Source organism: Streptomyces sp. NPDC058985 (assembly GCF_042740985.1).
Taxonomy (GTDB): Bacteria; Actinomycetota; Actinomycetes; order Streptomycetales; family Streptomycetaceae; genus Streptomyces.
The window spans coordinates 61,839-85,500 of the sequence record NZ_JBHYJX010000008.1 but is presented as its reverse complement, the minus strand read 5'-3'; the positions used below and the strand labels follow the sequence as shown (position 1 = coordinate 85,500).

The following is a 23,662-nucleotide window of genomic DNA, read 5'->3' as shown; positions in this document are numbered from 1 at the left end:
CCAACAGAAGAGGGGGACCTGTGACCGTCGTCTGGATCAACGGCGCGTTCGGTGCGGGGAAGACCACCACCGCACGGGAACTGATCGAACTGATCCCGAACAGCACGCTCTTCGACCCCGAGATCATCGGCGGAGCACTCGCACACCTGCTGCCGCCCAAACGCCTGGCCGAGGTGGGCGACTTCCAGGACCTGCCGATCTGGCGCCGCCTGGTGATCGACACGGCGGCCGCGATGCTCGCCGAGCTGGGCGGGACCCTCGTGGTCCCGATGACCCTGCTCCGCCAGGAGTACCGGGACGAGATCTTCGGCGGTCTCGCCGCCCGCCGGATCGAGGTCAGGCACGTCCTGCTGGCCCCGGCCGAAACGATCCTGCGGGAGCGGATAGCGCGCCGCGGGACACCGGAGGGCCCGCCCGACGGCGAGATACGCGTGCGGCAGTGGTCGTACGACAACATCGAGCCCTACCGGTCAGCCCTCGCCTCCTGGCTCACGGCCGACGCCCACCCGGTCGACACCGGCACCCTCACCCCGTACGAGGCCGCCGCCCGGGTCGCCGAGGCCGTCGGCACCGGCGCCGCGCGGGCCTGCGAGATCGTGCAGACTCCGGAACCCACGGGGGAGACCGTCGCCGCCGGTGTCCTGCTCTTCGACGAGCGGGACCGCGTGCTGCTGGTCGACCCCACCTACAAGCCGGGCTGGGAGTTCCCCGGCGGGGTCGTCGAGCCCGGCGAGGCGCCCGCCCGCGCGGGCGTGCGCGAGGTCCACGAGGAGACCGGCATCCGCCTCGCCGACGCGCCCGCCCTGCTGGTCGTCGACTGGGAACGGCCCGCACCCCCCGCCTACGGCGGTCTGCGGCTCCTCTTCGACGGCGGACGGCTCGACTCCGCCGACGCCGGCCGGGTGCTGCTCCCCGGCCAGGAACTGCGCGACTGGCGCTTCGTCACCGAGGACGAGGCGGCCGGCCTGCTGCCCCCGGTCCGCTACGAGCGGCTGCGCTGGGCGCTGCGGGCCCGGGAACGCGGAGCCGCCCTCTACCTGGAGGCGGGCATCCCCGTCGGCTGACGTCAGAGGGCCACCCCGTAGCTCCGTGCCGACTCCCGCAGCGTCCGGCCGGCCCGGACGGTCACCGGATCCCCGTGACCGAAGCAGACCACCTCCGAGTCGAGGGCGGCCAGACGCCCGAAGGAGGCGACGGCCCGGTCCCGGTCGGTGTTGAACACGCCGAGGACCACCCTGCCGTCGTCCGGCGACGCGGCGACGGCGTCCCCCGTGCACAGCACACCGTGCCGAGGCAGGTGCAGCCCGATGCTTCCGTCCGTGTGGCCGGGCGCGTGCACGACCCGCGCCCCGCCGCCGAAGTCCAGGACGTCGCCGTCGGACACCTCGGTCACCCGCGCCGGCCGGTCGAAGCCGCCCTGGGGGAGCAGCCGCAGCGCGTTCTCGTGCAGCGGACGCTCCCAGTCCTCGTACACGGGCGGCGGACCCGGCACCTCACCGCGCACGACGGGTGCCTCCAGGGTGTGTGCCACCACCTCGGCCCCGGTGAGCGCGGCGGCCTCCTGTGCCCCGCCCACGTGGTCCTCGTGGAAGTGGGTGAGGACGACACGCCGTACACGCCCGAAGGAGCCGGCCCACGCGACGATGCCCGCACCGGCCCCGGCCGGCCCCGCGTCGATCAGTGTCAGGTCGTCGCCGTCGCGCCAGAGGAAGGCCTGGCCGACCGGGAAGCGCAGCAGGTGCAGACGCGGCAGTAGCTCGATGACGTCCATGGGACGACCGTAGGCAGGGCCCCGCGTGGTGGCGAGGCCCCTCTGCCGACGGCAGAACCCGAGCAGCCCCGGCTCAGCTCGCCGCGTAGTTGCGCAGGAACAGCGCCTCGGCGACCGACAGCCGCTCCAGCTCCTGCGGGGACACGCTCTCGTTCACCGCGTGGATCTGCGCCTCCGGCTCGCTCAGGCCGATCAGCAGGATCTCGGCCTCCGGGTACAGCGCCGCCAGGGTGTTGCACAGCGGGATGGAGCCACCCTGACCGGCGTACTGCATCTCCTCGCCGGGGTACGCCACCGCCATCGCGTCCGCCATGGCCTGGTACGCCGGGCTGGAGGTGTCGGCGCGGAACGCCTGGCCCTGGCCGATCTGTTCGACGCCGACCCGGGCACCCCACGGCGTGCGCGCCTCCAGGTGCGCCTGGAGCAGCTTGGTGGCCTCGGCGGCGTCCACGCCCGGCGGCACCCTGAGGCTCACCAGCGCGCGGGCGCCGGCCTGCACCGACGGGGTGGCGCCGACGACCGGCGGGCAGTCGATGCCGATCACCGTGACGGCGGGGCGGGCCCAGATCCGGTCCGCGACCGCACCGGAGCCGATCAGCTCCACGCCCTCCAGCACCCGCGCGTCCCGGCGGAACTGCTCCTCGTCGTATGCCAGGCCCTCCCACGCGCTGTCCGCCGCCAGCCCGTCGACGGTCGTGGAGCCGTCCTCGGCGCGCAGCGAGTCCAGTACGCGGATCAGGGCGGCCAGCGCGTCGGGCGCCGCACCGCCGAACTGGCCGGAGTGCAGGTTGCCTTCCAGGGTGTCCACGCGCACGCGTACCAGGGTCATGCCGCGCAGCGTCGAGGTGACCGTCGGCAGGCCGACCCGGAAGTTGCCCGCGTCGCCGATGACGATGGTGTCCGCGGCCAGCAGCTCCGGGTGCGCCTCGGCGTACCGCTCCAGACCGCCCGTGCCCTGCTCCTCCGAACCCTCGGCGATCACCTTGACGTGCACCGGCACGCCGCCGTTCGCCTTGAGCGCGCGCAGCGCCAGCAGGTGCATCAGCACACCGCCCTTGCAGTCGGCCGCGCCGCGCCCGTACCAGCGGCCGTTCCGCTCGGTCAGCTCGAACGGCGGCGTGACCCAGCCGGCCTCGTCCAGTGGCGGCTGCACGTCGTAGTGCGCGTAGAGCAGCACCGTCTTCGCGCCCTCGGGCCCGGGCAGGTACCCGTACACCGACTGGGTGCCGTCCGGTGTGTCGAGCAGGTCCACGTCCTGGAATCCCTCGGCGCGCAGGGCCGACGCTATCCAGTTGGCGGCGCCGACGCTCTCGCTGCGCGGGAACTGGTCGAAGTCCGCCACCGACTTGAAGGCCACCAGCGCGGCGAGTTCCTCCTTCGCGCGGGGCAGCAGCGAGGAGACGGTCTCGGCGACCGGATTCGACGACATGGGCACGCTCCTTGTGGGTGCGACGTTGTACCAAGGAGTACTTGGATTGACGGGCCGATCCTCCCACAGTGGCCTGCGGCGATGGCCGCCGTAGGATGCGGGGGTCAGGTGCGGCATGCGGTTTGATCGGAGCAGTAGACCATCGTGAGCAGCGAGAACTCTTCGGCGGACGACGCGCGTCAGGTCTGGGACGTCGTCGTGGTGGGCGCGGGACCGGCAGGGGCCTCGGCCGCCTACGCGGCGGCGGTCGCGGGGCGCCGCGTGCTGGTGCTGGAGAAGGCGGAGCTGCCCCGCTACAAGACGTGCGGCGGCGGCATCATCGGTCCCTCGCGGGACACCCTTCCGCCCGGCTTCGAGCTGCCCTTCCGGGACCGGGTGCACGCCGTGACGTTCTCGAACAACGGACGCTTCACCCGGACCCGGCGCTCCCGGCAGATGCTGTTCGGGCTGATCAACCGGCCCGAGTTCGACCAGCAGCTCGTCGAGCACGCGCAGAAGGCGGGCGCCGAGGTGCGCACCGGGGCGACGGTGGCCCGGGTGGAGCAGCACGGGTCGGCGGTCCCGGACCGGCGCACCGTCGCCGTCGTCCTCCAGGGCGGGGAGACGGTGCTGGCACGCGCGGTCGTCGGCGCGGACGGCAGCGCCAGCCGGATAGGCGCGCACGTCGGGGTGAAGCTGGACCAGGTCGACCTCGGCCTGGAGGCGGAGATCCCGGTGCCGGACACGGTCGCCGAGGACTGGAAGGGCCGCGTCCTCATCGACTGGGGGCCGATGCCCGGCAGTTACGGCTGGGTCTTCCCCAAGGGCGACACACTCACCGTCGGGGTGATCTCGGCGCGGGGCGAGGGCGCGGCGACCAAGCGGTACCTGGAGGACTTCGTCGGCCGGCTCGGACTCGCCGGCTTCGAGCCGAGCATCTCCTCCGGCCATCTGACGCGCTGCCGCGCGGACGACTCGCCGCTCTCCCGCGGCCGGGTCCTGGTCTGCGGCGACGCGGCGGGCCTCCTGGAGCCGTGGACCCGCGAGGGCATCTCCTTCGCGCTGCGGTCCGGCCGGCTCGCGGGGGAGTGGGCGGTGCGGATCTCGGAGGCGCACGACGCGGTGGACGCGCGCAGGCAGGCGCTCAACTACGCCTTCGCCATCAAGGCGGGCCTCGGCGTGGAGATGAGCGTCGGCAAGCGGATGCTGACGGTGTTCGAGCGCCGCCCCGGTCTCTTCCACGCGGCCCTGACCGGCTTCCGCCCGGCCTGGAAGGCGTTCAAGGACATCACGCAGGGATCGACGTCCCTGGGCGAACTGGTCCGCGGCCACCCGCTGGCCCAGCGGGCACTGACGGCCATGGACCGACGGCCCACGCCCGAGGACGCTTCCTGACACGGCTCGCCCTTGGAGGGGGCGTCGCGCGGACCCACCCAGGGGCGCGGGGAACTGCGCGCCCAGCCACCGCACACCCGCACCCGCCCACCGTCAGAAGCCCCCACTCACGGCCGCCCCACCGGCGGAGCCGCGCCGTACTTCCCCGGGAGTACCCGTGATCACCACGCCCGGCTGACGCCGCCGCAGGCACCCGGCGTCTAGCGTGGCGGCATGGACGGACAGCGCGAGCGCCGCGGTGGGCCACCGCAGTGGTGGCGGCACGGACCCCCGTGGTGGGACCGGCGGGACGACGAGGCGCTCCGCCCCCGGTGGCCCTGGCGTTCCACCGCGCTGATCACGGCGTTCGTGCTGATCGGCTCCAACTTCGCCGCGCACGCCCAGGCGGGCGAGCGGGCCGGCCTGGACCCCCTCGCGCGGGCGCTGCTGTTCGTCACCGGGGCCGCCCTGCTGTGGCGGCAGCGCCACCCGGTGCCCGTGGTGTTCGGCACGGCGGCAGCCACGCTGATCTACCTGGGTGCGGGGTACCCGTACGGGCCGGTGTTCGTGGCCGTCGCGGTGGCCTGCTTCAGCGCCGTCGTCACCGGGCACCGCCGGGCCGCGTGGACGGCGATGGCCGCGCTGTGGGCCGGGCACGCCCTGGTGTCGCACTGGCTCTACCGTTGGCTGCCGCCGTCCGGTGACTCCGCCGCCTCCTGGGGAGAGGAGATCGTGATCGCCACCTGGGTGGTGGCGATCGTGGCGCTGTCAGAGCTGGCCAGGACCCGGCGCGAGCAGTGGGCGCGGGAGCGGGCCGAACGGGCCCAGGCGGCGAAGCGCCGTGCGGACGAGGAGCGGCTGCGGATCGCCCGTGAGCTGCACGACGTCCTCGCGCACAGCATCTCCGTGATCAACGTGCAGGCGGGCGTCGGACTCGCCCTCCTCGACTCCGACCCGGAGCAGGCGCGCACCGCGCTCACCACCATCAAGGACCAGAGCAAGGAGGCGCTCGGCGAGGTGCGGCAGGTCCTCGACGCCCTGCGCACCCCCGGAGACGCGCCGCGCGCACCGGCCCCCGGCCTCGACCGGCTTCCCGAACTGGTCGAGCAGGCGGCGAGTGCGGGCCTCACCGTCGAGGTCGAGGGGGAGTCGCCGCGACTGTCGCCCGGTACCGACCTGGCGGCCTTCCGCATCGTCCAGGAGGCGCTCACCAACGTGGTGCGGCACTCGGGTTCGCGGCACGCGCGCGTGCGCCTCGACCGGGACGGCCGCACGCTGCGGCTGCGCGTCGACGACGACGGACCGGCGACGGGCGCCGACGCGGGCGGCAGCGGCAACGGGTTGGCCGGCATGCGGGAGCGGGCGGCGGCGCTGGGTGGCACCATCGAGGCGGGCCCGCGCGCCGACGGCGGCTTCCGCGTGCTCGCCGCGCTGCCGATCGACGTGGCGCACACGAAGGAGGACCGGTGATCCGCGTACTGCTCGCCGACGACCAGTCACTGGTACGGGCCGGATTCCGGGCCCTGCTGGACGCCCAGGCGGACATCGAGGTGGTCGCCGAGGCCGCCGACGGCGAGGAGGCGGTGCGCGTGATCCGCGAACTGCGCCCCGACGTCGTCCTGATGGACATCCGCATGCCCCTGCTCGACGGTCTGGCCGCGACCCGCCGGATCACCGGGGACGCCGGCCTGCGGGAGGTGAAGGTCGTCATGCTCACCACCTTCGAACTCGACGAGTACGTCTTCGAGGCCATCCGCTCGGGCGCCTCCGGCTTCCTGGTCAAGGACACCGAACCCGACGAACTCCTGCGCGCCGTGCGCGCGGTGGTGGACGGCGACGCGCTGCTGTCGCCGGGCGTGACCCGGCGTCTGATCGCCGAGTTCGCCGCCCGGTCCAAGGAGCCGGCGGCGGCAGGCGAGTTGGCCCGGCTGACCGAGCGGGAACGGGAGGTGATGGCCCTGGTCGGCATCGGCCTGTCCAACGAGGAGATCGCCCGCAGACTGGTCGTCAGCCCGCTCACCGCCAAGACCCACGTCAGCCGCACCATGGTCAAGCTGGGCGCCCGCGACCGCGCCCAACTGGTCGTGCTCGCCTATGAGTCGGGGTTGGTACGGCCGGGCTGGCTGGGCTGATCCCCGCGTCCGAACCGCACCAGCACACTCACCACCCGCACCAGGAACACCGCGACGGCCAGCACCGCCCCCGCGGCCACGAGCGCACCCCGCGCACCGGCCGGCAGACCGAAGAGATACGCGGGTCCCGCCACGGCCCCGAACAGCACGGCCGCCGCGAACGCCGCGCTGCACAGCGCGTAGCCGATCTCGACCGTCATCGCGTCCCGCTCGCCCTGCGTACGCCGCCCCCCGTATGTCTCCATTCGGCAAGTCTGGCAGATCCGGCCGGTCCGGCGACCGGTCGCGGGCCGAGTGCGCTCTGCTACGGTGCGCCCATGGCGGGGGACAGGTCCGAACAGGCGCTCGTCGCGCGGTGGCGCGGCATGCTGGCACTGCACGCCAGGACCCAGTGCGAACTCGACCGCGCGCTGCACCGACACGGGCTCTGCGGAAGCGACTTCGAGGTGCTCGACATCCTGGCGGGCTCGCCGGACGCCGACGGGGCCTGCGGCTACCGGGTGCAGCAGATCTCCGAGCGGGTCCATCTGAGCCAGAGCGCGCTGTCCCGGCTGGTCGCCCGCCTGGAGAGGGACGGCCTCGTCGAGCGCTCCCTGTGCCCGGAGGACCGGCGGGGCGTGCGGGTGGCGCTCACCGCCGAGGGGCGGGCCCGGCACGCCGCGGCGCTCCCGGTGCAGCGGGGCGTGCTGAACCGGATGCTGGTGCGCTGACCGTCCCCGTGCCTCAGCCCTCCACCGCCGCGCGCCGGGTCGCCATCGCGACGAGCACCGCGACCGCCGCGAGCGCGGCCACACTGGTGAGCGCGGCCGGCAGGGAGAACCAGTCCGCCATGAAGCCGATCGCGGGCGGCCCGAGCAGCATGCCGCCGTATCCCAGCGTGGACGCGGTCGCCACACCGCTCGGTCCGCCCAGGGCGCCGGCCCGTTCGACGGCGACCGGGAAGATGTTGGCGAGTCCGAGCCCGGTGATCGCGAAACCGAACAGGGTGACCCACACCGACGGGGCGAGCGAGCCGAGCAGCATCCCGGCCACGGCGGTGGTGCCGCCCGCCACCACCGTGGTGGTCCGGCCCAGCCGCTCCAGCAGGGTCGTGCCGGTCAGCCGGCCGACGGTCATGGCGAGGGCGAAGCAGGAGTAGCCGGCCGCGGCCAGACCCGGCGAGGCGTCCAGGTCCTGCTCCAGGTGCAGGGCGCCCCAGTCGGCCATGGCGCCCTCGCCGTACGCCGTGCACAGGGCGATCAGCCCGAAGGTGACGACCAAGCGGCGGGTGCGGCGGTCGAGGCGGCGCGGGGAGCCGTCGTCCCCGGCCGGGCGGTCGGGCGGCGCGGCGGGTTCGCAGCGCAGCAGGGCGCGGCCCGCGACGAGGGTGACGAGCAGTCCGAGCATGGTGAGGCCGAGCAGGTGCCGCGTCGGGGACAGCGACCCGGCGACCAGCCCGCCGAGCCCGGCACCGACCATGCCGCCGAGACTGAACGCCGCGTGGAAGCTCGGCATGATCGGCCGCCGCAGCACGGCCACCAGATCGACGGCGGCACTGTTGAAGGCGACGTTGATCCCGCCGTACGCGCTGCCGAAGACCAGGAGTACGGCGCCCAGGGCGAGCGCCGAGTGGGTGAGCGGGGGCAGGGCGATGCTCAGGCAGAGCAGGACCGCGCAGGCGACGGTGACGGGATGGCTGCCGTAGCGGCGGACCAGCCGGCCGGTGAGCGTCATGGTGACGACGGCACCGGCCGAGACACCGAGCAGGGCCAGCCCCAGGGCGCTGGCGGAGGCCCCGGTCTGCTCCTTGATGGCGGGGATCCGCACCACCCAGCCGGCGAAGACGAAGCCGTCGAGGGCGAAGAAGGCGGTCAGGGCGATGCGCAGGCGGGTGAGATCGTCGCGGGGACCCGGCACGGCGCTGTGCGATCGGGTTTTGTTTATCAGCGGCACAAAGTCAGGCTAAGTGCCGAACGGGGATCGCGGCAAGGCACGGCCCCGCGCCCCGTCATTTGACGGAGCCGCCGGTGATCCCGGCGGCGATGTACTTCTGGGCGAGGATGAGCAGGATCGCCGCCGGTACCGCGGAGAGCACGGAGGCGGCCATGACCGAGCCCCAGTCGCCGACGTGCGCGCCGATGTACTGGTAGATGCCCAGGGTGACGGGCTTGACCTCGTCGGTCGTGTTCAGGGTCAGCGCGAACATGAAGTCGCTCCACGCGAACAGGAACGCGAACAGTCCCGAGGTGATCAGCGAGTTGCGGCTCATCGGCAGCACCACCCGCGCGAACGTCCGCACCGGCCCGGCCCCGTCGATCTGCGCGGCCTCGATCACCTCGCCCGGGATCGACACCATGAAGGAGCGCATCAGCACAATGGAGAACGGGATGCCCAGCGAGGCGTCCGCGAGCATCAGGCCGAAGTAGGAGTTGACGAGGCCCAGGTCGACGTACGAGTTGTAGAGCGCGTTGGCGATGACGATGCCCGGCACCATCTGGGTGATCAGGGTGCCGAACACGATGGTGCGCGAGCCGCGCAGCCCGAACCGCGCGAGCCCGTACGCCGCCGGCGCCGAGATCGCCAGGCAGAGGGCGACCGCGCCGAGCGAGACGGCCAGTGAGGTCAGCAGGTGCCCGCCCTGGTCGCGGATGGCCTTGGAGAAGCCGGACAGGTCGAGGCCGCCCGGCACCGGGTCGACCCGGAGCAGCCCCGACTCGGGCTGGAGCGCGGTGTTGAGCATCCAGTACAGCGGGAAGAGCATCACACCGAGGACGAGCACGCCGGCGACGGTGGAGCCCCAGCGGCGCCGGGACGCGGTGGGCGTGTGGGTGGCCATCGTCGGTCACTTCCCCTCGGTGCGGTTGGCCCGCAGATAGAACACCGCGAACACGGCGGAGATCAGGATGAGTACGTTGCCGACCACGGCGCCCGCGCCGAAGTCCAGCTGCACGAAGGAGTTCTGGTACGTCAGTGTGCCGAGCGTCTGCGTGGCGTCGGCCGGGCCGCCGTCGGTCAGGGCGAGGATCAGGTCGAGGATCTTCACCGTCGACATGAACCCCAGCACCAGCACGACCGTGACGACCGGCCTGAGCACCGGCAGCGTGACGGAGCGGAAGGTCCGCCACGCCGACGCGCCGTCCAGGGCGGCCGCCTCGTGCAGCTCCTTCGGGATCTCCTGGAGACCGCCGTACAGGATGACCATGTTGAACGGGATGCCGATCCAGACGTTGACCAGGACGACCGACAGCAGGGCGAGGTCCGGGCTGGTCAGCCAGGGCGCGTGACCGCCCGCCCCGAGGGTGTCCAGGAACGAGTTGAGCACGCCCGTGTCCTGGTCGAGGATGCGCCGCCACACGATGCCGGAGACCACCATGGGCACCAGCCAGGGCAGCAGGATCAGCGAGCGCAGCACGCCGTTCAGCGGGAAGCGGCGGCTGAAGAAGACCGCGAGCGCCAGCCCGACGCAGAACTGCCCGAGCAGCGACCCGGCGGTGAACACCAGCGTGTGCCACAGCGCCTTGCCGAACAGCGCGTCCTGGAACACGCCCGACCAGTTGTCGGCCCCGTTGAAGGGCGCCTCACCGGTGAAGAAGGTCTTCGGCGTGTAGTGCTGGAAGCTCATCACGACGTTGCGGACCAGCGGATAGCCGAAGAACAGCAGCATGAAGACGACGGCGGGGGCGACGAACCCCCACTGCGCGAGCCGGCGCCGGGTGCGGGCGGAGACGGTGGGCGTGGTCATGGGGGTGTACCTCAGTTCCCGCTCGTGGCCCGCTGCTGGGCGCGCTTCAGGGCGGACTCACTGGACTGGCCGGTCAGGGCGGACTGGAAGGCGCTCTGCAGGGCGAGCGACACACTCGACCAGCCGGCGCCGAGCTGCGCCGTCCGGGACCGGGCGACGGCCACCTGGTCGGCGAGGGAGTCCAGTTCGGGCACCCGTTCGCGCCAGGCGGCGGCGGCCCGGGCGTTGGCCGGGACCATCCAGCTGTTGAGCGCGTAGGTGAGCTGCTCCTCCTCGCTCGACAGACAGGCCACGATCTTCCCCGCCGTCCTCTCCCGCGCCTCGTCACCGGTGTGGGGCACGGTGAGCACGGCGCCGCCCAGGGGACCCACCGAGTCGTCGCCGGCTCGGGGGACCGGGACCGGCGCGATGCCCCAGTGCAGCGACTCGTCGCTGTTGAGGGTCTCCACCTGCCACGGCCCGTTGATCATCATCGCCGCGTTGCCGGCCATGAACTGGTCGTTGACGTCCGCCTGCGTCCAGTTGACCGTCGACTTCGAGAGCGAGCCGTCCGTGAGCAGGCCCTTCCAGTAGTCGAGGGCCTCGACCACCTCGGGACCGTCCAGGTCGGTCTCGTCGCCGCCGTTGGACCACATGAACGGCAGGAACTGGAAGACGCCGTCCTCCGCGCCGCCCGCGCTGAGCGCCAGTCCGTACCGCCCGCCCCGGGTGAGCTGCTTCGCGGTCTCCCGCAACTGGGCCCAGGTGGTGGGCACGCGCACGCCCGCCTCGTCGAGGACGTCCTTGTCGTAGAACAGGGCGAGGGTGTTCACCGACCGGGCCGCGCCGTAGTACGTCCCCTCGTAGGAGCCGAAATCGACGATGCCGTCGGGTATGCCGTCGGTACTGAGCCCGAGGGTCCCGAGGTCGACCAGACCGCCCGCCTCGGCGAACGTCGGCATCTCGGACGCGTCGAACTGCACGATGTCCGGCAGCGACTTGGACGACGCCATGCGCAGCGCCTTCGTCATCACCTGCGCCGCCGGAACGCTCTGCTGCTCGATGGTGATCCCCAGCCGCTCCCCGCAGCGAGCCATCGCCTCGGCGTCCCAGCGGTGGTAGGACTCGTCGGTCGAGGAATTCATCACGGTGTACACGTCCGCGTCGCGCTGCTGTCCGCAGCCGGCCAGCGCCGCCCCGGCGACCAGCACGGAAGCGGTGGCAAGCGAGGTGAAGCGCTTCGACATGGTGCGGCCCTTGCTGTCGTCCCGTCCGGCTGCCCCGCCGGACCGTTTTGTTTGATGGGATGACTAATACGTCACGGAACCGCTCCCGCGCTAGACCGAAGCAGCTCCGGTCTCTTCGCTCCGCGCGGTGACGGTGGTGTTGTTTTCGGTGATCATGCCTGTTCAAGTCGGCTGAGTTGGCGTGAACACCTCGGAACCGGGAGGGGTTCTGTGTACGATCAACTTGCTGTGCGACGGCTTCTGCGCTCCCCATCCGACAGCTCCCGCCCCACCCGAGGAAGATCATGAAGTTCACCGACGGCTTCTGGCTCATCCGTGAGGGTGTGCATCTCTCGTACGCCACCGAGGTACGCGATGTACGCCCGGAATCGAAGCGCTTCACCACCTATGCCGCCGTGAAGAAGGTGGCGCGGCGGGGGGACACGCTCAACGCGCCGCTGCTCACGGTCGAATGCTTCTCGCCCGCCGAGGGGGTCATCGGCGTCCGCGTCACCCATCACGCCGGAAAACGCGGGCCCGGCCCCGACTTCGTCCTAGCGGACCCGGCCGACGGCGCCGGCGCGGTGCGCCAGGACGGCACCGTCACCGAGCTGACCAGCGGCCCGCTCACTCTCCGGCTGGACCGCGCCGGCCCCTGGGGCCTGACCTTCCACGACGCGGACGGACGCGAGCTGACCCGGGCGAACGCCAAGGGCACCGCCTTCGCCACCACCGGCGACGGCGCCCACCACATGCTGAGCCGCCTCTCGCTCGGCGTCGGCGAGCAGGTCTACGGACTGGGTGAACGCTTCACCCCGTTCGTCAAGAACGGCCAGGTCGTCGACATGTGGCAGGCCGACGGCGGCACCAGCAGCGAGCAGGCCTACAAGAACATCCCGTTCTACCTCTCCTCGCGCGGCTACGGCGTCTTCGTCAACCACCCCGGCGCGGTCTCCTTCGAGGTGGGCTCCGAGTCCGTGGGCCAGGTGCAGTTCAGCGTCGAGGACCAGACGCTGGAGTACTACGTCGTCGCCGGGCCCACCCCCAAGGACGTCCTGACCCGCTACACCGCCCTCACCGGCCGTCCCGCCCTCCCCCCGGCCTGGTCCTTCGGCCTCTGGCTCACCACGTCCTTCACCACGTCGTACGACGAGCGGACCGTGACGTCCTTCGTGGACGGCATGGCCGAACGCGGCATCCCGCTGAGCGTCTTCCACTTCGACTGCTTCTGGATGCGCGAGTACCAGTGGTGCGACTTCCAGTGGGACCCGGACGTCTTCCCCGATCCGGAGGGCATGCTCGCCCGGCTCAAGGCGAAGGGACTGAAGGTCAGCGTCTGGATCAACCCCTACATCGCCCAGAAGTCCCCGCTCTTCGACGAGGCCGCCGCCCTCGGGCACCTGGTCCGCAGGCCGGACGGCGACGTCTGGCAGTGGGACCTGTGGCAGGCCGGGATGGGCCTGGTCGACTTCACCGACCCCGCCGCCCGCGACTGGTTCGCCGGGAAGCTCAAACCCCTGCTCGACCAGGGCGTGGACTCCTTCAAGACCGACTTCGGCGAGCGCGTCCCCACCGACGTCGTCTGGCACGACGGCTCCGACCCGCAGCGCATGCACAACTACTACACCCACCTCTTCAACCGCACCGTCTTCGAACTCCTGGAGAAGGAACGCGGCCAGGGCGAGGCGGTCCTCTTCGCCCGCTCGGCGACCGCGGGCGGGCAGCAGTACCCCGTCCACTGGGGCGGTGACTGCTGGTCGTCCTTCGAGGCGATGGCCGAGTCGCTGCGGGGCGGACTGTCGCTCTCCCTGAGCGGCTTCGGCTTCTGGAGCCACGACATCGGGGGCTTCGAGGGCACGCCCGACGCCGCGGTCTTCACCCGCTGGCTGGCCTTCGGCCTGCTCTCCTCGCACAGCAGGCTGCACGGCTCCTCGTCCTACCGGGTGCCCTGGGAGTTCGGCGAGGAGGCGGTCGACGTCGCCCGCCGGTTCACCCTCCTCAAACACCGCCTGATGCCGTACCTGTACGGCGTCGCCGCCGAGGCCCACCGCACCGGCGTGCCGATGATGCGTCCGATGCTCCTGGAGTTCCCGCACGACCCCGGCTGCCGCCCGCTGGACCGCCAGTACATGCTCGGCCCCGACCTCCTGGTCGCCCCGGTCTTCACCGAGGACGGCGAGGTGGAGGTCTACCTCCCCGAGGGCACCTGGACCCACCTCCTGACCGGCGAGCGCGTCACGGGCCCGGCCTGGCGCACCGAACGGCACGCCTTCGACAGCCTGCCGCTCTACGTCCGCGAGGGCGCCGTCCTGCCGCTGGCCTCCGACGACCGGCGCCCCGACGGCGACTGGCTGGACGACCCGACCCTGCTGGTCCACCCGCCCGTCGGCGCGGACTACGCGACCGAGGTCACCGCGCCCGACCTGCTGGGCACCCCGGCCGCCACCTTCCGCGTGCGCCGCGACGGCGACGTCCTGCGGGTCACCGCCACCGGCACCGACCGGCCGTTCACCGTGCGGGTCGCGGGCGGCGTGAGCGCGCGCGGCGCGGGTGAGGTGACGGTGCCGCTGGGGTGAGCCCGGACGCCGGGACTCCCGGTCAGCCGGTGGGGAGAGCGGCGAGGGCCGTCAGGAGCCGGTCCACGTCGTCGGCACTGGTGTAGGGCGCCAGGCCGACGCGGACCGCGCCCTCGTCGCCCAGGCCCAGGCGGCGCGAGGCCTCCAGCGCGTAGAAGGTGCCGGCGGGCGCGTCGATCCCTTGCCCGGCGAGCCGCCGGTACACCTCGGCCGGGCGCAGGCCCGCCACGGTGAACAGCAGGGTGGGCGTGCGCCGGGCGGCGCGGGAGTGGACGGTGATGGTGCCGAGGTCCGCCAGCCCTGCCTCGATCCGCCGGCGCAACGCGTCCTCGTGCGTCTCCAGCGCGGTGAAGGAGGCGACGAGCCGCTCCCTGCGGCCGCCGGGCGCGTCCGGTTCCAGACCGGCGAGGAAATCCACCGCGGCACGGGTGCCGGCCAGCAGTTCGTACGGCAGCGTGCCCAGCTCGAACCGCTCGGGGACGGCGTCGCTGGACGGCAGCAGCTTGTCCGGGCGCAGTGTCTCCAGGAACTCGGGCCGCGCCGCCAGCACGCCCAGGTGCGGCCCGAGGAACTTGTACGGCGAGCAGACCAGCGTGTCCGCGCCGAGCGCCGCCGGGTCGACGACCGCGTGCGAGGCGTAGTGCACGGCGTCCACGTGCAGCAGTGCGCCGACTCCGTGCGCCAGACGGGCGACGGCCGGCAGGTCGGGCATGGTGCCGATCAGGTTGGAGGCGGCCGTCACGGCGACCAGCCGGGTGCGCGGGGAGAGCACCGCCTCGATGTGCTCGGGAAGCAGCTCCCCGGTGACCGGGTCGAAGTCCGCCCACCGTACGCTCGCGCCCACCGCCTCGGCCGCCTGGATCCAGGGCCGGATGTTGGAGTCGTGGTCGAGGCGGGTGACGACCACCTCGTCGCCGGGCCCCCACGCCTTGGCGAGCGTCCGCGAGAGATCGTAGGCGAGCTGGGTGGCGCTGCGGCCTAGGACGATCCCCCGCGGCTCGGTGCCCAGCAGGTCGCCGAGCGCGCTCCGGGCGTCCGCGACGATGCCGTCCGCGTTGCGCTCACCCTCGGTCGTCCGGCCCCGGTTGGCCAGTGGGCCGGCCAGCGCCTCGCCGATGGCGTCGATCACCGGCTGCGGGGTCTGGGTGCCGCCCGGCGCGTCGAAACGGGCGGAGCCGGACTTCAGGGCGGGTATCTGCGCGCGGATCGCGTCGACGTCGAGGGCCATGTGCACTCCAACCAACCGAAGGCGGAAACTCCGTCCTCATGATCGCAGCCGGGCCGCGTTCGGAACAGACGGGGCGGTCGGGCGGGCCCGGATTCCGGGCCGCCCGCCGACGGGGAGTGAACGGCGGGCGGCCGGTCCGTCCGGGCGCGGTCAGGGAACGAGGACGACCGTCTTGCCGGGCAGCCGTCCGGCGCCGGCGTCCTCGTGCACGGCGGCCAGCTCGGCCACCGGGCGGCGCGCGGCGACGTGCAGCCGGAGCCTGCCCGCGTCCACCTTGGCCACCAGCTCGGCCAGCTGGGCTCCGTCGCTCCGGACCCACAGGCTCGCGCTCCGCACGCCCCGGGCGGGATCCTCGGGAATCGGGCCGGCCGTGCTCGCCGCGACCCCGCCGTCGGCGACGTACTCCGTCAGCCGTGCCAGCTCTTCGGGGGAGACGCGGACGTGGTTCACCACGGCCTGGAACGGACCGCCCACGGCGGCCGGGCCCGCGGCGAGGTCGAGAGGGCCGGCGACGCGGTCCGCGCCGTAGTCCCGGAGGCGGTCGGCGTGCGTCGGCGCGTCCACCGCGGTCACCTTCGCGCCCGCGTCGACGGCGAGCTGCACGACGAGGCTGCCCACCGCACCCCCCGCCCCGTTGACCAGGACGGTCTGTCCGGGCTTCAGCCCGGCGAGTTCGAACACCGTCTGCCAGGCCGCCAGACCGGTCAGCGGCAGCGCGGCCGCGTCGGCAAACTCGGTCGTCCGGGGGGCCGGGGCCACGGACGCGGCCGGAGCGAGCACGTACTCGGCGGCACCTCCGGCGGAGTCGAGGGGGAGCATCGCCACGACCCGGTCGCCCACCTCCGGGCCCGTGACGCCGGCGCCGAGTTCGGCGACGGTGCCCGCCAGGTCGATCCCCGGCACGTAGGGGAGCGCGATCGGGATCATCTTGGCCAGGACACCGGCGCGGATGTGGTCGTCGACGGGGTTGAACGACGTGGCCGTCACGCGCACCAGCACCTGCCCGGGGCCGGGGACCGGACGGTCGACCTCCTCGTAGCGCAGGACGCCGCTGCTGCCGAACTCGTGGAAACGTATGGCCTTCATGGCAGTTCCTCAGGGTATGCCTGACGTCCTCGCCAGGGCGTCAAAGGACTATTGACTTGCTCAGGCAAGTATTTTTACTTGCCGAGGCAAGTGTGAAGCTAACCCAATTAGACTTGCCCAGGCAAGTGATTCAGGTTGCCCGGGCAAGTATGATGAGACCCATGGACACCCAGTCACCCTGGCTCGACGACGACCAGCAGGACCTGTGGCAGGCGCTGCGCACGGTCGTCATCGCCCTCCCGGCAGCCCTCGACCGCCAGCTGCAGCGCGACGCGGGCATCTCCAACTTCGAGTACGGGGTGCTGGCCCAGCTGTCCATGGCTCAGGAGGCCACGATGCGTCTCAGCGAACTGGCCCGGGTCAGCGACAGCACCCAGCCCCGGCTGTCGAAGGTGATGGACCGTTTCGAGTCCCGCCACTGGGTCGCCCGCCGCCCCGACCCCGGAGACGGCCGGTACACCCTGGCCACCCTGACCGACGCCGGCCGTCAGAAGCTCGTCGAGAGCGCGCCGGAGCACGTCGCGCTGGTGAAGCGGCTCGTGTTCGATCCGCTGACCGCCGCTCAGCGCCGTCACCTCGGGGCCGCGCTCACCCGCATCGCCGCTACGGTGCGGGAGGAACTCGACTGAGGCCACTCGACTGAGGTCAGGGGTGCCGCCGCCTCAGGACTCCTCCGCCGCCGCCGGCTCCTTCTCGCGCCCGCCGGGGTGCCGGTGACGCCAGATCCAGAAGACCGCGCAGGACAACAGGGCCCATCCGCCCAGCACCAGGAACGGGAACACGTGCTGATGGCCCTGGAAGTACACCGCCGTGTGCTGCGCGTTGACCGAGGCGCCCGGCGGCAGCCACTGGCCGATCACCCCCAGCGGGGACGGCAGCAGCGGCCATGACACCGCGCCGCCGGACGAGGGATTGCCGAGGAGCACCATCAGCCCCCAGGTCGGCAGCATCGCCCAGCGCCCGAACAGGGTGTTGAACATGGAGAAGACCATGCCGGAGGTGAACAGCGTGAGCGCCAGGATCAGCCACGACTCCGCGAACGGCAGGTCGAGCGCGTCCAGCAGCCAGTCCACCGTCGCGGCGATGGCGAAGCCGCCGAGCAGCGCGTAGGCCATCGTGAACAGGATGCGCTCGAAGGGGACCAGCGACCGCGCGTGCACGCTGAGCTGGATCGCCCCGACGAAACCGATGATCACCGCGGCGAGGGAGATGTAGAAGATCGCCAGCCCCCGTGGGTCGCCCTCCTGGAGGGGGTTGATGTCCCGGACGGTGACCTGGACGCCCGTCTTCCGGCCCACTGCCGGTGCCGCGTCGGACAGGACTTCGGCGACCGAGGCGCCCGACGCGCTGGACAGGTCGAGGACGGCGGTCCGTCCCCCTTCGCGCAACTCGAAGATCGCGAAGACCTCCTGGTCCTCCAGCGCCCCGACCGCCGCGGACCGGGTGTCGTAGGTGTGCACCTTCACCGAGGCGTTCAGGGCCTGCTCAAGGCCGTCCAGATAGGCCCGGCTGCGGGCCTCGTCGTACGAGCCGACCACCGCTGTCGGGATCGAGCGCGGCGTCGGGTCGGCCATCGAGTAGGTGTACGAGCCCGCGAAGAGACCGGCGGCGGCGGCGAGGATCAGCACCAGCACCGTGGCCGGCCAGAACGGCGACTGCCGGAACGCGGACCAGCGCCGCCCGCGGGTCGGAGACCTGCCGTGGGCGCCGTGGGACAGGTGGGCCATGATCCGGACGTTTCCACAGCCGGGCGGAAAGGGCACCAGGAGCGCCGTCGCCCGGGGGTGCACGGAGCGTGAGGGGCGCGGGCCCGATCCGGGGGGTGCACGGAGCGTGAGGCCCCTGGCCCCGCACGAGCCAGGGGCTTTGCCGGCGGGGACCCCGGGTGCGGGCCGCCGTGCCGCGACACTCCGTGAGTCTGCGGCCCCAGCAGCGGCTACCGGGGTCCGACGCCGGTCTGCGGCGCCGTCGGCGCCGAGTAGACCGACCGCACGCCCGGGACCGGGGCGGCGGCTGCCGCGGCCAGCGCCGCCGCCGCGCTGGCGATGCCCACGACGGCGCCCGCGGCGACGTCGCCGGGGTAGTGGACGCCGGTGTGGACCCGGGAGTAGCCGACGGCGCTCGCCAGCGCGCCCAAGGGGACGGCGGCGGCGGGCAGGACGACGCCGACCGCGGTGGCGAACGCGACCGCCGCGGCCGTGTGGCCCGACGGGAAGGACGCCGACGCGGGCATGGGCACGTACCGGTCCACCGTCACCCGCGCCGACTCCCGGTCCGGCCGCGCCCTGCGCACCAGCCGCTTGCCCAGCAGGTTCGTCGAGGCCGAGGCCACGGCGACCGCCCCGGCCCCGACGAGCGCGGCCCTGCGCGCCCGCGCCCCGCTCAGGGCGAGGGCGGCGGCGATCCCGAGGGAGACCTTCGAATGGTCCGCGGCGTGGGAGAGGCGGCGCAGCGCCCGGTCGAGCGTGGGCGTGGAGGTGGCGGCGACCGCCGCGTACAGCGCGCCGTCGACGGCACGCAGGTCGCCGAGCACGGCGCCGAGGGCCCGGCCGGGGGCCAGTCGCGGGGCGGGCAGCGGGTCCGGCGGGCCGCCGGTGTCGTCGTCCCCGTCGGCTCTGGTCGGTTCGTTCATCGGCTTCTGCTCCGTGGGCCGGCCGGGTACGTGGCGTGGTCCTCGCCGCACCATCCTGGTCCGTCTCGGTGCCCCGAGGCGCGTCGGTGGGGCCGTCCGGGGGACGTGGACCGCGCGTGGAACGGGGCCGGGCGGATGCACTCGGCCGACGCCGACGCCGACGCCGCCTCCGGCGTGCCGGTGGCCCGCTCAGCCCGCGGCCCGGAAGGACCGCAGGCGCAGCGAGTTGGCGACGACGAAGACCGAGGAGAGGGCCATGGCCGCACCGGCGATCATCGGGTTGAGGAGTCCGGCCGCGGCGAGCGGCAGCGCGGCGACGTTGTAGGCGAAGGCCCAGAACAGGTTGGACTTGATCGTGCCCAGCGTCCTGCGGGCCAGCCGGATCGCGTCGGCGGCGGCGCGCAGGTCGCCGCGGACCAGGGTGAGGTCGCCGGCCTCGATGGCGGCGTCGGTGCCGGTGCCCATGGCGAGCCCCAGGTCGGCCTGGGCGAGCGCGGCGGCGTCGTTGACGCCGTCGCCGACCATCGCGACCGAACGCCCCTCACCCTGGAGGCGCTTGACCACATCGACCTTGTCCTGGGGCAGCACCTCGGCGAAGACGGCCCCGGGGGCGATGCCGACCTCGCGGGCCACGGAGGCGGCCACGGCACGGTTGTCCCCGGTCAGCAGTACCGGCGTCAGCCCCAGCGCGCGCAGTCGGCCGATCGCCTCGGCGCTGGTCTCCTTCACCGCGTCCGCGACCTCCAGGACCGCCCGCGCCTCCCCGTCCCAGGCGACGACGACCGCGGTCCGCCCGGACGTCTCCGCCTCGCCCTTGGCACGGGCCAGGTCCGCCGGAAGGGCCATCGCCCACTCGGCGAGCAGCCGCTCCCGGCCGACGAGGACCGCGTGGCCGTCGACGACGCCCTGCACGCCGAGGCCCGGGACGTTGGCGAAGTCCTCGGGGGTGGGCAGGGCGCCGCCCAGCCGCTCCAGCGCCCCGTCGGCGATCGCGCGGGCGACCGGGTGCTCCGAGGCGTGCTCCAGGGCACCGGCCAGGCGCAGTACGTCGTCCTCCTCGGTGTCAGCGGTGGTGTGCACGGTGAGCAGGGTCATCCGGCCGGTGGTGACGGTGCCGGTCTTGTCGAGGACGACGGTGTCGACCCCGCGGGTGGACTCCAGCACCTCGGGTCCCTTGATGAGGATTCCGAGCTGGGCGCCCCGGCCGGTGCCGACCATGAGGGCGGTCGGCGTGGCCAGGCCCAGGGCGCAGGGGCACGCGATGATCAGTACGGCGACGGCGGCCGTGAACGCGGTGGTGGGTCCGGACCCGTTGCCGAGCCAGAAGCCCAGGGTGGCCAGCGCCAGGGCGATGACGACGGGGACGAAGACACCGGAGACGCGGTCGGCCAGGCGCTGGGCGGCGGCCTTGCCGTTCTGCGCGTCCTCGACCAGCCTCGCCATCCGGGCCAGCTGCGTGTCGGCGCCGACACGGGTCGCCTCGACCACCAGCCGGCCGCCCGCGTTCAGGGTCGCGCCCGTGACGCCGTCGCCCACGCCGACCTCGACGGGGACCGACTCGCCGGTGAGCATCGAGGCGTCCACCGCGGAGGAGCCCTCCACGACCGTGCCGTCGGTGGCGATCTTCTCGCCGGGGCGGACCAGGAAGCGGTCACCCACCGCCAGCTCGGCCGTGGGAACCGTCCGTTCCCGGCCGTCGGAGCCCAGGACCGTGACCTCCCTCGCGCCCAGTTCCAGCAGGGCTCTCAGCGCGGCGCCGGCCTTGCGCTTGGCGCGTGCCTCGAAGTAGCGCCCGGCGAGGAGGAAGGCGGTCACCCCGGCGGCCGCCTCCAGGTAGATGTTCCCGGAGCCGTCACCGCGTGCGATGGTCAGCTCGAAGGGGTGGGTCATGCCGGGTGTGCCGGCGGTGCCGAGGAACAGGGCCCACAGCGACCACAGGAACGCCGCCGAGGTGCCCACCGAGATCAGCGTGTCCATGGTGGCCGCGCCGTGCCGGGCGTTGGCGAGGGCGGCCCGGTGGAAGGGCCACGCGGCGTACGTCACCACGGGCGCCGCGAGAGTCAGCGACAGCCACTGCCAGTACTCGAACTGCAGCGCCGGCACCATCGCCATCGCAATGACGGGGACGGCGAGCAGTACGGCGGTGACCAGCCGTTGCCGCAGGGGCCGCAGCGCGTCGCCGTCCCCGGGGGGAGCGGCCGGCCCGGTGCCGGACGCGAGCCCGGTGCGTACCGGCTCGGGTTCGTGGGCCGTGTATCCCGTCGCCTCGACCGTGGCGATCAGGTCCGGTACGGACACCTCGCCCCCGTAGCTGACCTTGGCCTTCTCCGTCGCGTAGTTGACGGTGGCGCTGACCCCGTCCATCCGGTTGAGCTTCTTCTCGATCCGGGCGGCACATGAGGCGCAGGTCATGCCGCCGATGGCGAGTTCCACCTCGGCCTGTGTGCTGGTCGTGCCGGTGGTCATGGCTGCTCCTGACGCGTGCGCGGCGTGTGCGGGGTCGCTTATACGGGGAGGGGGTATCTCTGTTCCGGATTCATGTATACCCGCAGGGGGTATCGAACGCAAGCGTTCACCTCGCTTGACTAGGTACCCCCTAGGGGTATTGTGAAATGCAGAAAGAGTCCTCCAGTCGCCGTCGAGTCGGAGGGCCCGCAACCCGAGGAGACGACCGTCATGCGCACCGGACTGAGGATCACCGCCTTCGCCGCCGCCCTCGCCGCGACCTTCGGCACCGCGTACGGCGTCGGCCTGGGAGTCGACCCCGTCGTGGAGGAGAGCGCGCTGCCCGCGCCCCACGACGAGCACGGCGGGCCGGCGCCCCGGGAGTCGGAGGGCGGCGTCCACGAGGGGCACGAGAGCACCCCGCCCGGCGGACTCCAGGTCTCCGAGAAGGGCTACACCCTCGACCTCGCCACCCCGAGCGTCAGCGCCGGTGAGCGTCGGGAGCTGCGCTTCACGGTCCGGGACGCGAGCGGCGGGGCCGTCACCGCGTACCAGCGCGAGCACGACAAGGAACTCCACCTCATCGTCGCCTCACGCGACCTGGTCACCTACCGCCACCTGCACCCCACGCGCGCCGCCGACGGCACCTGGAGCACCCCCGTCGACCTGCCTCGCGCGGGCGGCTACCGCGTCTTCGCCGACTTCACCCCGGCCGGGAAGGGCGCCGGGAACCTCACGCTCGGCGCCGACCTCGCCGCCTCCGGCAGCTACGAGCCCGCGCGCATGCCCGCCCTCAACGGCACCGCCAGGACCGACGGTTACCAGGTCGAGCTCGCCGGATCCCTGCGCCCCGGCAAGGCGAGCGAGCTGAAGTTCGAGGTGTCCCGTGACGGCGAACCCGTCAATGACCTCGAGCCCCACCTCGGCGCCTACGGCCACCTCGTCGCCCTGCGCTCCGGTGACCTCGCCTACCTGCACGTCCACCCGGGCGGCGCGCCCGGCGACGGGACCACCAGCCCCGGCCCGGGCATCTCTTTCACGGCCACCGCGCCCAGTGACGGCACGTACCGCCTCTTCCTGGACTTCCGGCACCGGGGCGAGGTCCACACCGCCGCCTTCACCGTGCGGGCCGGTGCGGCGCCGGACGCGTCGGAACCGGCGCCCTCCTCGCCGACCGGACACGGCGACGGACACGGTGATGAACACGGCGACGAGCGCGGGCACTGAGGCTCCGGCGAACCGCTCCTACGCGCCGGCCGTGACGACCCGGACCCCCGCCTCCTCGAACTGGCGTACCAGCTCGGGGTCGGCCGAGGCGTCCGTGACCAGCGTGTCCACCGACTCGGTCGCGCAGATCCGGGCGAACGCCCGCCGGCCCAGCTTGCTGGAGTCGGCGGCCACCACCACACGCTCGGCGCGCTCGCACAGCACCCGGTTGATCGCCGCCTCTGCCTCGTCGTGCGCCGCCGCACCGTGTGCGGCGTCGAAGGCGACGACACCCAGCACCGCCACGTCGAGCGTCACCTGGCCCAGCACGCCGTCCGCGAGCGGCCCGATCAACTCGTACGACTGCGCCCGGGCCACCCCGCCGGTCACCACGATCTTGAACTGCGGCCGCACGGCCAGCTCGTTGGCGATGTTGAGCGCGTTGGTGACCACCGTCAGTGCGGGCGTCCCGGCGGCCAGGTCGGCGCGGACGGCCAGGGCGCGCGCCACCTCGGTGGTGGTCGTCCCCCCGGTCAGTCCCACCGCCTCCCCGGGCGCCACCAGGGCGGCGACCGCCTGCGCGACGTGCTGCTTCTCCGAGGCGCGACGGGCGGTCTTGTAGCGCAGCGGCAGCTCGTACGACACTCCGTGCACGACCGCGCCACCGCGCGTGCGCACGAGCATCTGCTGCTCGGCGAGCCGGTCGAAGTCCCGGCGGATCGTCGCGGCCGAGACCTCCAGCTCGGTCGCCGCCTCCTCGACGTCCAGCCGGCCCCGCTCCACGAGCAGTTCCAGCAGCGCCTTCCAGCGGGCGTCGCGCGACATCCGCGCCTCCGTTCCTCGATCTCCCGCCGACCCTAGCGCACGGTCCACTTCCC

General features: G+C 73.0%; 21 protein-coding genes. 8 read left to right on the top strand and 13 right to left on the bottom strand.

Annotated elements, in window-relative coordinates; translation table 11 throughout:
• The first annotated feature begins 20 nt into the window (after positions 1-20).
• Positions 21-1,064, top strand: a complete 1,044-nt coding sequence (locus ACFW01_RS09690; RefSeq protein ID WP_234957380.1) for an NUDIX hydrolase — start codon at positions 21-23, stop codon at positions 1,062-1,064.
• A 2-nt stretch (positions 1,065-1,066) separates the two neighbouring features.
• Here the strand turns inward: ACFW01_RS09690 and ACFW01_RS09685 are convergent, their stop codons facing one another.
• Positions 1,067-1,771, bottom strand: a complete 705-nt coding sequence (locus ACFW01_RS09685; protein WP_384502785.1) for an MBL fold metallo-hydrolase — start codon at positions 1,769-1,771, stop codon at positions 1,067-1,069.
• 73 nt (positions 1,772-1,844) lie between these two features.
• Positions 1,845-3,200: a dipeptidase gene (locus tag ACFW01_RS09680; RefSeq protein WP_234957378.1), complete on the bottom strand. Its 1,356-nt coding sequence runs from the start codon at positions 3,198-3,200 to the stop codon at positions 1,845-1,847.
• 144 nt (positions 3,201-3,344) lie between these two features.
• Here ACFW01_RS09680 and ACFW01_RS09675 point away from each other — a divergent pair, with 144 nt between their 5' ends.
• From ACFW01_RS09675 to ACFW01_RS09665, 3 genes are all read left to right on the top strand, one after another.
• Positions 3,345-4,574, top strand: a complete 1,230-nt coding sequence (locus ACFW01_RS09675; RefSeq protein WP_125489606.1) for a geranylgeranyl reductase family protein — start codon at positions 3,345-3,347, stop codon at positions 4,572-4,574.
• Positions 4,575-4,787: 213 nt separating this feature from the next.
• Entirely contained in the window at positions 4,788-6,023 is a 1,236-nt protein-coding gene (locus ACFW01_RS09670) for a sensor histidine kinase (RefSeq protein ID WP_384502784.1), read from the top strand.
• On the top strand, positions 6,020-6,685 hold the full coding sequence (locus tag ACFW01_RS09665; RefSeq protein WP_234957375.1) for a response regulator transcription factor: 666 nt from the start codon (positions 6,020-6,022) through the stop codon (positions 6,683-6,685). The genes ACFW01_RS09670 and ACFW01_RS09665 overlap by 4 nt, the downstream gene beginning before the upstream one ends.
• On the opposite strand, the gene ACFW01_RS09660 is transcribed toward ACFW01_RS09665, so the two are convergent.
• Positions 6,646-6,930, bottom strand: a complete 285-nt coding sequence (locus ACFW01_RS09660) for a DUF6332 family protein (RefSeq protein ID WP_234957374.1) — start codon at positions 6,928-6,930, stop codon at positions 6,646-6,648. The two genes, ACFW01_RS09665 and ACFW01_RS09660, sit on opposite strands and share 40 nt — an antisense overlap.
• 72 nt (positions 6,931-7,002) lie before the next feature.
• On the opposite strand from ACFW01_RS09660, the gene ACFW01_RS09655 reads away from it, so the two are divergent.
• Complete coding sequence (locus ACFW01_RS09655; protein ID WP_234957373.1) at positions 7,003-7,395, top strand: MarR family transcriptional regulator; 393 nt, start codon at positions 7,003-7,005, stop codon at positions 7,393-7,395.
• A gap of 13 nt (positions 7,396-7,408) precedes the next feature.
• Here the strand turns inward: ACFW01_RS09655 and ACFW01_RS09650 are convergent, their stop codons facing one another.
• From ACFW01_RS09650 to ACFW01_RS09635, 4 genes are all read right to left on the bottom strand, one after another.
• A complete protein-coding gene (locus tag ACFW01_RS09650) occupies positions 7,409-8,581 on the bottom strand; it encodes an MFS transporter (RefSeq protein WP_234957640.1) in 1,173 nt (390 codons plus the stop codon).
• 91 nt (positions 8,582-8,672) lie between these two features.
• Positions 8,673-9,500, bottom strand: coding sequence for a carbohydrate ABC transporter permease (locus tag ACFW01_RS09645; protein WP_384502783.1), 828 nt, complete (start codon positions 9,498-9,500; stop codon positions 8,673-8,675).
• Between the two features lie 6 nt (positions 9,501-9,506).
• Positions 9,507-10,406: a carbohydrate ABC transporter permease gene (locus tag ACFW01_RS09640; protein ID WP_234957371.1), complete on the bottom strand. Its 900-nt coding sequence runs from the start codon at positions 10,404-10,406 to the stop codon at positions 9,507-9,509.
• 11 nt (positions 10,407-10,417) lie between these two features.
• On the bottom strand, positions 10,418-11,632 hold the full coding sequence (locus tag ACFW01_RS09635) for a sugar ABC transporter substrate-binding protein (protein ID WP_234957370.1): 1,215 nt from the start codon (positions 11,630-11,632) through the stop codon (positions 10,418-10,420).
• 284 nt (positions 11,633-11,916) lie between these two features.
• Here ACFW01_RS09635 and yicI point away from each other — a divergent pair, with 284 nt between their 5' ends.
• Positions 11,917-14,187: an alpha-xylosidase gene (gene yicI / locus ACFW01_RS09630; protein ID WP_384502782.1), complete on the top strand. Its 2,271-nt coding sequence runs from the start codon at positions 11,917-11,919 to the stop codon at positions 14,185-14,187.
• A gap of 22 nt (positions 14,188-14,209) precedes the next feature.
• On the opposite strand, the gene ACFW01_RS09625 is transcribed toward yicI, so the two are convergent.
• Positions 14,210-15,415, bottom strand: coding sequence for a cysteine desulfurase-like protein (locus ACFW01_RS09625; protein WP_384502781.1), 1,206 nt, complete (start codon positions 15,413-15,415; stop codon positions 14,210-14,212).
• A 150-nt stretch (positions 15,416-15,565) separates the two neighbouring features.
• Entirely contained in the window at positions 15,566-16,501 is a 936-nt protein-coding gene (locus tag ACFW01_RS09620) for an NADP-dependent oxidoreductase (protein WP_384502780.1), read from the bottom strand.
• Between the two features lie 161 nt (positions 16,502-16,662).
• Here ACFW01_RS09620 and ACFW01_RS09615 point away from each other — a divergent pair, with 161 nt between their 5' ends.
• Positions 16,663-17,130: a MarR family transcriptional regulator gene (locus ACFW01_RS09615; RefSeq protein ID WP_234957366.1), complete on the top strand. Its 468-nt coding sequence runs from the start codon at positions 16,663-16,665 to the stop codon at positions 17,128-17,130.
• Between the two features lie 33 nt (positions 17,131-17,163).
• Here the strand turns inward: ACFW01_RS09615 and ACFW01_RS09610 are convergent, their stop codons facing one another.
• From ACFW01_RS09610 to ACFW01_RS09600, 3 genes are all read right to left on the bottom strand, one after another.
• A complete protein-coding gene (locus ACFW01_RS09610; RefSeq protein WP_234957365.1) occupies positions 17,164-18,228 on the bottom strand; it encodes an ABC transporter permease in 1,065 nt (354 codons plus the stop codon).
• A gap of 209 nt (positions 18,229-18,437) precedes the next feature.
• Positions 18,438-19,133 (bottom strand): phosphatase PAP2 family protein, encoded by a 696-nt coding sequence (locus ACFW01_RS09605; RefSeq protein ID WP_234957364.1) that lies wholly within the window; start codon positions 19,131-19,133, stop codon positions 18,438-18,440.
• Between the two features lie 189 nt (positions 19,134-19,322).
• The gene (locus ACFW01_RS09600) at positions 19,323-21,599 is read right to left on the bottom strand and encodes a heavy metal translocating P-type ATPase (protein ID WP_384502779.1); all 2,277 of its coding nucleotides are present in this window, start codon (positions 21,597-21,599) and stop codon (positions 19,323-19,325) included.
• 210 nt (positions 21,600-21,809) lie between these two features.
• Here ACFW01_RS09600 and ACFW01_RS09595 point away from each other — a divergent pair, with 210 nt between their 5' ends.
• A complete protein-coding gene (locus ACFW01_RS09595) occupies positions 21,810-22,805 on the top strand; it encodes a hypothetical protein (RefSeq protein WP_384502778.1) in 996 nt (331 codons plus the stop codon).
• Between the two features lie 18 nt (positions 22,806-22,823).
• Here ACFW01_RS09595 and ACFW01_RS09590 read toward each other — a convergent pair whose 3' ends face one another.
• Positions 22,824-23,609, bottom strand: coding sequence for a DeoR/GlpR family DNA-binding transcription regulator (locus ACFW01_RS09590; protein ID WP_161330417.1), 786 nt, complete (start codon positions 23,607-23,609; stop codon positions 22,824-22,826).
• Positions 23,610-23,662: the final 53 nt, after the last annotated feature.

What these genes read in the sequence shown, in the direction of transcription:
- ACFW01_RS09685 (WP_384502785.1), bottom strand. Translation starts at nt 1,771, where the DNA reads ATGGACGTCATCGAGCTACTGCCGCGTCTGCACCTGCTGCGCTTCCCG.
- ACFW01_RS09680 (WP_234957378.1), bottom strand. Translation starts at nt 3,200, where the DNA reads ATGTCGTCGAATCCGGTCGCCGAGACCGTCTCCTCGCTGCTGCCCCGC.
- ACFW01_RS09670 (WP_384502784.1), top strand. Translation starts at nt 4,788, where the DNA reads ATGGACGGACAGCGCGAGCGCCGCGGTGGGCCACCGCAGTGGTGGCGG.
- ACFW01_RS09660 (WP_234957374.1), bottom strand. Translation starts at nt 6,930, where the DNA reads ATGGAGACATACGGGGGGCGGCGTACGCAGGGCGAGCGGGACGCGATG.
- ACFW01_RS09655 (WP_234957373.1), top strand. Translation starts at nt 7,003, where the DNA reads ATGGCGGGGGACAGGTCCGAACAGGCGCTCGTCGCGCGGTGGCGCGGC.
- ACFW01_RS09645 (WP_384502783.1), bottom strand. Translation starts at nt 9,500, where the DNA reads ATGGCCACCCACACGCCCACCGCGTCCCGGCGCCGCTGGGGCTCCACC.
- ACFW01_RS09640 (WP_234957371.1), bottom strand. Translation starts at nt 10,406, where the DNA reads ATGACCACGCCCACCGTCTCCGCCCGCACCCGGCGCCGGCTCGCGCAG.
- ACFW01_RS09635 (WP_234957370.1), bottom strand. Translation starts at nt 11,632, where the DNA reads ATGTCGAAGCGCTTCACCTCGCTTGCCACCGCTTCCGTGCTGGTCGCC.
- yicI (WP_384502782.1), top strand. Translation starts at nt 11,917, where the DNA reads ATGAAGTTCACCGACGGCTTCTGGCTCATCCGTGAGGGTGTGCATCTC.
- ACFW01_RS09625 (WP_384502781.1), bottom strand. Translation starts at nt 15,415, where the DNA reads ATGGCCCTCGACGTCGACGCGATCCGCGCGCAGATACCCGCCCTGAAG.
- ACFW01_RS09620 (WP_384502780.1), bottom strand. Translation starts at nt 16,501, where the DNA reads ATGAAGGCCATACGTTTCCACGAGTTCGGCAGCAGCGGCGTCCTGCGC.
- ACFW01_RS09615 (WP_234957366.1), top strand. Translation starts at nt 16,663, where the DNA reads ATGGACACCCAGTCACCCTGGCTCGACGACGACCAGCAGGACCTGTGG.
- ACFW01_RS09610 (WP_234957365.1), bottom strand. Translation starts at nt 18,228, where the DNA reads ATGGCCCACCTGTCCCACGGCGCCCACGGCAGGTCTCCGACCCGCGGG.
- ACFW01_RS09605 (WP_234957364.1), bottom strand. Translation starts at nt 19,133, where the DNA reads ATGAACGAACCGACCAGAGCCGACGGGGACGACGACACCGGCGGCCCG.
- ACFW01_RS09600 (WP_384502779.1), bottom strand. Translation starts at nt 21,599, where the DNA reads ATGACCACCGGCACGACCAGCACACAGGCCGAGGTGGAACTCGCCATC.
- ACFW01_RS09595 (WP_384502778.1), top strand. Translation starts at nt 21,810, where the DNA reads ATGCGCACCGGACTGAGGATCACCGCCTTCGCCGCCGCCCTCGCCGCG.
- ACFW01_RS09590 (WP_161330417.1), bottom strand. Translation starts at nt 23,609, where the DNA reads ATGTCGCGCGACGCCCGCTGGAAGGCGCTGCTGGAACTGCTCGTGGAG.